Here is a 4,803-nt window from a genome sequence, read left to right on the forward strand (position 1 = left end):
GCGAGCGGGCGCTGGCCGGCGCCGGGGTCTGACGGCACGGGCCCGTCCCCGTCCACGGCTTGACCCTCACGCGACGTGAGAGCCGAGGGTGGTGGTCAGCACCAGGGAGGAACCCCGATGACCAGTGAGGGCTACTCGGTCGGCGCCGTGGCGAAGATCGCCAAGGTGACCGTCCGCACCCTGCACCACTACGACGAGATCGGCCTGCTGTCCCCGGCCGGCCGGACCCGGTCCGGCTACCGCCGGTACGTGGACGCCGACCTCGACCGGCTGCAGCAGGTCCTCTTCTACCGGGAGCTCGGGTTCCCCCTGGACGAGATCGCGGCGATCCTGGACGACGACTCGGTCAGCCCGACCGAGCACCTCCGGCGGCAGCACCGGTTGCTCACCGACCGGATCGGTCACCTCCAGGAGCTCGCCTCAGCCGTCGAACACGCCATGGAGGCACGGAGAATGGGCATTCAGCTGACCCCGGAGGAGAAGTTCGAGATCTTCGGCGAGGGCTACCAGGAGGACTGGGAGCAGGAGGCCGAGCAGCGCTGGGGCGACACCGCGGCCTGGGCCGAGTCGCAGCGCCGCACCGGCGGCTACTCCAAGGCCGACTGGCAGCGCATCCAGGCCGAGATGACCGCGCTCAACGAGCGCCTGGCCGGGGCGGTCACCGCCGGCGAGCCCGCCGACGGCACGGTGGCCACCGGCCTCGCGGAGGAGCACCGGCAGCACATCCGCCAGAACTTCTACGACTGCACGTACACCATCCACCGGGGCCTGGCCTGCCTGTACGTCTCGGACCCGCGCTGGACCGACACCTACGAGAAGATCGCGCCGGGCCTGGCCCAGTGGCTGCACGACGCCATCGTCGCCAACGCGGACCGGCGCGAGGGGAAGGCCGAGGAGAAGGCCGCGGAGAAGCGCGCGGAGGAGCGCGAGGGGCAGTAGACCGCGCGCTCAGGCCACTCCGCGCCCGAAGGAGCGCCGGTAGGCGGTCGGCGAGGTGCGCATCACCCGGCCGAAGTGGTGGCGGAAGGTCGCGGCGCTCTCGAAGCCGACCGCCGCGGCGATCTCCTCCACCGTCCCCTCCGGCGACTCCAGCAGCGCCAGACTGGTCGCGATGCGCTGGGTGACGACCCAGCGCATCGGGCTGGTCCCGGTGCGGGCGGTGAAGTGCCGCAGGTACGAGCGGTCCGACATCCGGGCGGCGCGGGCCAGCTGCGAGATGGTCAGCGGGGACGACAGGTGGTCCAGCGCCCACCGCATGCTGCGGGCGATCCCGTCGTCCTCCTCCTCGACCGGGCGGACCGCCGCCTCGACGAACTGGGCCTGCCCGCCGTCCCGGTGCGGCGCCACCACGAAGCGGCGGGCCACCGCGTTGGCCACCTTGGCGCCGTGGTCCCGGCGGACCAGGTGCAGGCAGAGGTCGATGCCGGCCGCGCTGCCCGCGCTGGTCAGCACGTCGCCGTTGTCCACGTACAGCACGTCCGGATTGACCCGCACCGCCGGGTACCGCTGCTGGAGCAGCTCGGCGTACCGCCAGTGGGTGGTCGCCTCCCGGCCGTCCAGCAGTCCGGCGGCGGCCGGTGCGAAGGCGCCCGAGCAGATCGACACGATCCGGGCGCCGCGCCCGTGCGCGGTGCGCAGCGCCTCGACCAGGTCGGGGGAGACGCCGCCGAACGGGTTCGGCACCCCGGGGACCACCACCGTGTCGGCCGCGGCCAGCTCGTCCAGCCCGTGCCGGGCGGTCAGCGCGAAGCCGCCCACCGCCTCCAGCGGTGTCCCGGGCCGGTCGGCGCAGACCTTCAGCCCGTACCAGGGAGCCGCCAGCAGCCCGGTCAGCTCGGGCCGCGCCAGTCCGAACACCTCGACCACCACGCCGAGTTCGAACGGCGCCATGCCCGGGAAGGCGTACACCGCGACGTCGTGCACGGGCTCCGGGCGCCGGCCGATGGCGACGGGCACCGGCCGCGGGGCGGCACCGGTCCGGTCCTCGGCGTGCTGCTCGGCCATGCGAACCCCCTGCTCACGGGTGGCGGAATGCCGGTGAGTGTAGCCGTCCCGACCCCTTCGGAATTTTCTTCGAACCCACCTGCAACCTTCACCCCCGTCACACGTCCTTTGATACGGGGGCGGAGGGAACCCGGCAGAGGGCGGCTGGGATGATCCCCCCGATCACGATCTTGATCAGGTGACCTGACGGAACGGCGGCCGCCGTCACCGTCCCGGGGGAAAGCGGAAACGCGCATGTCCATGGCCATCGGGCCGACCGCCGCGCAGGCAGGGGGGCGGGGCTTCTCCATCCGTGGAGTCGTCACCGCGCTGTTCGGCGCGCAGGAGGCCGGCGAGCCGCTCGCCGGCGCCGTCACCGAGCAGGAGGCGAAGCAGCGCCGTTCCGGCTTCCGGCTGCTGCGCGGCGGTCGCAAGCCCGCCGAGGACCGGCCCACCCTGACCGACCTGTACCACGCCCACCGGCTCGGCCTGGTCCGGATGGCGGTCATGCTGGTCGACCACCAGGACCTGGCCGAGGACGTCGTCCAGGACGCCTTCACCCAGCTCTACCAGCGCTACGGCGAGGAGCTGGACGACCTCGACAACGCGCTCGGCTACCTGCGCACCTCGGTGGTCAACGGCGCCCGCTCGATGCTGCGCCGCCGCAAGACCGCCCGCGAGTACGTGCCGCCGCACGTGGCCGACGCCCCGTCCGCCGAGGACCACGCGGTGCTCAACGACGAGCACCGCCGGGTGCTGGTGGCCCTGCAGGAGTTGACTCCCCGCCAGCGTGAGGTGCTGGTGCTGCGCTACTGGTCCGACCTGTCGGAGGCGCAGATAGCCGAGACCCTGGGACTGTCCCGGGGTGCCGTGAAGTCCACCGCCAGCCGCGCTCTGGACGCCTTGGAAAAGCACCTGGAGAAGGTTCGATGACCGACAAGCTCCCCCGCCGCACCGGCGGCGACGGCGACGGGCCGGCCGAGACACCGACGGAACGGCTGCTCCGCGAGGCGATGACGGCCCGGGCCTCCCTCGTCACGGCCGCCAGCCTGCGCCCGGCCGCTCCCCCGAAGAACCGGATCCGCCGGCTGCGCCCGGTGTACGCCGTCACCGTGCCGCTCGGCCTGGCCGCCGCCATGGCGCTCGGCGTGCTCACCTTCCACGGCGAGCCGGTCGCCCAGGACGAGGTCCCGCCCCCGGCCGCCACCCTGACCACCTCGCCGAGCCCGACGCCCGAGCCGACCGGCGACCCCAGCCCGACGGCCGCCCCCACCGATCCGGGCACGCCCACCGGCGAGGCCGAGACGGAGGTCCCGCTCGCCGACGGCGTCCCGACCACCGCGACCTCCGCCCCCGGCACCGCGAGCGGCCCGGCGAGCTCGTCCAGCCTGCGGGGCGTCAAGTTCAAGGTGCCGGCGGGCTGGAAGGCCGTACCGGTCTCGGCCGACCGGGTCTGCGTCCTGAGTCCGGGCGCGCCGACGGAGCCGCAGCAGGGCTGGGCGCCGGCCAGGTGCGAGCCGTACGGCGTCCTGGTCGTGGCCTACAACTCCCCGGACGAACTCGAGGGCGGCGCCTGGCCGACGACGGACGACCTGGTCGCCGACAGCGGCTGGGGCCACCAGCCGAACTGCCCGATCTGGGGCCGGCCCTACTTCCCGGACAACGGCTACTCCTCGGTCGGAGCACCCGTGCGGACCAAGTCCACCGTGGCCGGCAAGACGATCGACAAGACCCAGTGGAACGTCACCTGCAAGCCCGGGGACACCTTCACCGCCCAGCTGTGGGGGATGGGCCTGGACCAGGTCTTCGTGGTGGCGAACGGGCTCAAGAGCGACTACCAGTCGGGCCTGACGACGATCGTCAACAGCCTGGACGTGAGCGGCCACAAGTCACCGTCCCTGACCGCGTCCGACAAGGGCGCGAAGGACATCGCGATCACGGTCGACGGCGGCCTCGGCGCCGGGCAGAAGGTGTCCACCAACGGCACCCCGGTGACCTTCACGGTGACGTACCGGAACACCGGCCAGAAGACCTACGACAAGCTCCAGCCGCTGGTCTACACGAAGGAGTACGCCGGGACGCCGCCGAGCGAGATGGTCACGATGAACAAGGGCAAGCTGGAGCGCCAGGACGGCGGCGTCTGGAAGGAGATCCCGCTCGCGATCGGCGGCGGCATGGACTACGCCATGGTGGGCCAGCAGGCCCAGTTCTCGCTCGCGCCGGGAGAGTCCAGGACGGTGACGTACCGGATGGCCCTCGACAAGCTGGACGGGCCCGGCACGATGCCGGTGTCCGTCCAGGCGGTGCTGCCGTACGACGGTTCCGCGCCGCTGACCTCCGTGAAGGAGCTGATCGTCCCGGTGGCGGTCGTGAAGTAGCCGTCCCACGCTGGCAGTTGAGGCGCCGTGACCGGGTTTCCCCCGGTCGCGGCGCCTTTCGGCGTTCCGGGGAGGGGCCGGGAAAAATTCTTCGAACCGGCCTGCAACCCCCCGGCGGGATGGACGTCTATCAGGGTGAGAGGCAGGGAGAGCGAGCCGGCGGAGCCGGGGGGCTCGGGCCGGTTCCTCGGGGCGCGACAGTAGGCGCCCGCTCATTCGATCACCACCATCACCATGTCCTTGGGGGGACTGTCACATGAACGCGTCCGTTATCGCCCGTATTGCGAAGATCGTCCCGCTGGCCGTCGTCACCGCCGTGGGAATCGCGGCCTGCGGCCCGACGAACGGCGAGGCGTCCGTCGCCGCCTCCGCTCCCGCCTCCACCCCGGCCGTCACCTCGTCGGCCACCCCCGGTGCGGGCGCCGTCCCGACCGTCCCCGCC

The 4,803-nt window shown here is 72.6% G+C and carries 4 protein-coding genes and 1 pseudogene; 4 read left to right on the plus strand and 1 reads right to left on the minus strand.

Annotated features, from left to right (window positions below; translation table 11 throughout):
- The first annotated feature begins 117 nt into the window (after window positions 1-117).
- The gene (locus AE652_RS10250; RefSeq protein ID WP_049650932.1) at window positions 118-939 is read left to right on the plus strand and encodes a MerR family transcriptional regulator; all 822 of its coding nucleotides are present in this window, start codon (window positions 118-120) and stop codon (window positions 937-939) included.
- Between the two features lie 9 nt (window positions 940-948).
- Here the strand turns inward: AE652_RS10250 and AE652_RS10255 are convergent, their stop codons facing one another.
- Complete coding sequence (locus AE652_RS10255) at window positions 949-2,004, minus strand: helix-turn-helix domain-containing protein (protein WP_082345628.1); 1,056 nt, start codon at window positions 2,002-2,004, stop codon at window positions 949-951.
- Between the two features lie 234 nt (window positions 2,005-2,238).
- Between AE652_RS10255 and AE652_RS10260 the strand changes: the two genes are divergently transcribed.
- From AE652_RS10260 to AE652_RS46315, 3 genes and pseudogenes are all read left to right on the plus strand, one after another.
- A complete protein-coding gene (locus AE652_RS10260; protein WP_234348328.1) occupies window positions 2,239-2,916 on the plus strand; it encodes an RNA polymerase sigma factor in 678 nt (225 codons plus the stop codon).
- Complete coding sequence (locus tag AE652_RS10265; RefSeq protein WP_049650933.1) at window positions 2,913-4,361, plus strand: hypothetical protein; 1,449 nt, start codon at window positions 2,913-2,915, stop codon at window positions 4,359-4,361. The genes AE652_RS10260 and AE652_RS10265 overlap by 4 nt, the downstream gene beginning before the upstream one ends.
- A gap of 256 nt (window positions 4,362-4,617) precedes the next feature.
- Window positions 4,618-4,803, plus strand: a pseudogene (locus tag AE652_RS46315) (hypothetical protein); the annotation flags it as partial.

Source organism: Kitasatospora sp. MY 5-36 (assembly GCF_001182915.1).
GTDB lineage: Bacteria > Actinomycetota > Actinomycetes > Streptomycetales > Streptomycetaceae > Kitasatospora.

Bases quoted from the DNA above. Each gene is read 5' to 3' on its own strand.
- AE652_RS10260 (WP_234348328.1), top strand. From the start codon at position 2,239: ATGTCCATGGCCATCGGGCCGACCGCCGCGCAGGCAGGGGGGCGGGGC.
- AE652_RS10250 (WP_049650932.1), top strand. From the start codon at position 118: ATGACCAGTGAGGGCTACTCGGTCGGCGCCGTGGCGAAGATCGCCAAG.
- AE652_RS10265 (WP_049650933.1), top strand. From the start codon at position 2,913: ATGACCGACAAGCTCCCCCGCCGCACCGGCGGCGACGGCGACGGGCCG.
- AE652_RS10255 (WP_082345628.1), bottom strand. From the start codon at position 2,004: ATGGCCGAGCAGCACGCCGAGGACCGGACCGGTGCCGCCCCGCGGCCG.